At 75.4% G+C, this 1,441-nt stretch carries 3 protein-coding genes; 2 read left to right on the forward strand and 1 reads right to left on the reverse strand.

The genetic code is table 11. The features are described 5' to 3' along the window. Positions 1-230: DUF222 domain-containing protein (locus tag GCU56_RS25445; RefSeq protein ID WP_345772027.1), on the forward strand; the 230-nt coding region annotated here is incomplete at its 5' end. 213 nt (positions 231-443) lie between these two features. On the opposite strand, the gene GCU56_RS22900 is transcribed toward GCU56_RS25445, so the two are convergent. Continuing rightward, positions 444-839 carry an SRPBCC family protein gene (locus tag GCU56_RS22900; RefSeq protein ID WP_163484491.1) on the reverse strand — a complete coding sequence of 132 codons (396 nt, stop codon included), beginning with the start codon at positions 837-839 and terminating at the stop codon, positions 444-446. Between the two features lie 162 nt (positions 840-1,001). On the opposite strand from GCU56_RS22900, the gene GCU56_RS22905 reads away from it, so the two are divergent. Continuing rightward, positions 1,002-1,441, forward strand: a 440-nt coding sequence (locus GCU56_RS22905; protein ID WP_204332707.1) for a hypothetical protein, incomplete at its 3' end; no start/stop codon positions are given.

A 1,441-nucleotide genomic window follows, 5' to 3' on the forward strand; every position in this document is an offset into this window, starting at 1 on the left:
CCGGGTTCGGGGCCACCCTGTCCGCCGCCCGCGCCCGCTGGCTGGCCTGCGACGCCACCCTCACCCGCCTCGTCCTGAACCCCGACGGGCTGCCGCTGAACGTCGGCCGCACCGCCCGCGTCGTGCCACCCCACCTGCGCCGCGCCGTCGAGAACCGCGACCGGCACTGCGTGTTCACCGGCTGCAACGCCCCCACCCACTGGTGCGACGTCCACCACCTACTGGAGTGAATCAACGGCGGCACCACCAGCCTGGACAACTCCGCACTGCTCTGCGAACGCCACCACACCCAGGTCCACCACGGGTACCGGATCGAACGACGACCCGACGGCCGATGGCGCACCTGGCGCCCCGACGGCACCCAGATCCACACCCACCCCGGCCCACTCGCCGCCGCCTGACCCGCGGTACGCGGCTGGGCGGACGTCGGGGCTGTGTGCCGCTCAGCCGAGCGGCCGTACCAGCCTGCCGATCGCGAGTCGGGCGAGGGGCGCATAGGCGAGGACCACGGGCGCCGGACCGGAGATGCGCAGGCCTGTCGTGCTGCCGCCGTCCGGCCCGTCGGCGACCCAGTGCAGCAGGTGCAGCCGCACCGGTCCTGCCTCCACCGTCCACGACCACCGGCGCGCCTGCTCGTCCACCGTGTCGACCACGAAGGGCACGGCCAGTCCGGCGGGCCCGCGCACCCGACCGCGGACACCGGCAGCCAGCCGGTCCACGGGCACGTCAACTCCGGTGATCTGCGGCGCCCACTGCGACCAGCGCGCCGGGGAGGCGTACCGCTCCCAGACCTCGCCCGGCACCTCGGGGCCACTGGCGTGCAGCGTCACCGTCGTCATCGGGACCTCCTGCCCCGGAGGCCGCCGGCGGAACCCCGGGGACGGACGCCGAGACGGCTGAGGCCACTGCAGTCCCATGGCCTCCATGGCCGTCGCGGCGGCGCCCGGAGGGGCGCTTGATCGTCGTGCGGGCACTGCGGAGGGGGAATACCGTCCCACGTGATGGACGCCGGCAGGGTCGAGACAACGGCCGCGGGTACCGCGGGCCGGTCGTCGTGGGCCGCCCGACTCTTGCTGGTCACCGGACTGCTCGCGGCCGTCTACGGTCTGCTGCTCGTCCTCTCCCCCGGCGCACGCGCGGACGAGCGCGGTCCGGGCCCGGATCCCCTCGAGGCCGTCACCCAGGTCCTCGGACCCGTAGCCGACCGTGCGGTCCGGGTCGAGGTGCCCTCCCCGCGCGACGACCACGTGGATGTCGCCGAGCCAACGGCCGCGTCCGAGGCCGCCGAGCCGGTCACCGCGGTCGTCGAGCCCGTGATGGAGGCGCCGAGCCAGTTCGTCGTGGAGCCGCCCGTCCCACCCGCGGCCCGCCCCACCACCGACACCGAACGACCCGGCCCGCCAGCCCTCCCGCCCGTCGCCCGCCCCACCACCGACACCGA

The sequence above is a fragment of the Geodermatophilus sabuli genome, from assembly GCF_010686765.1.
GTDB classification, from domain to species: domain Bacteria; phylum Actinomycetota; class Actinomycetes; order Mycobacteriales; family Geodermatophilaceae; genus Geodermatophilus; species Geodermatophilus sabuli_A.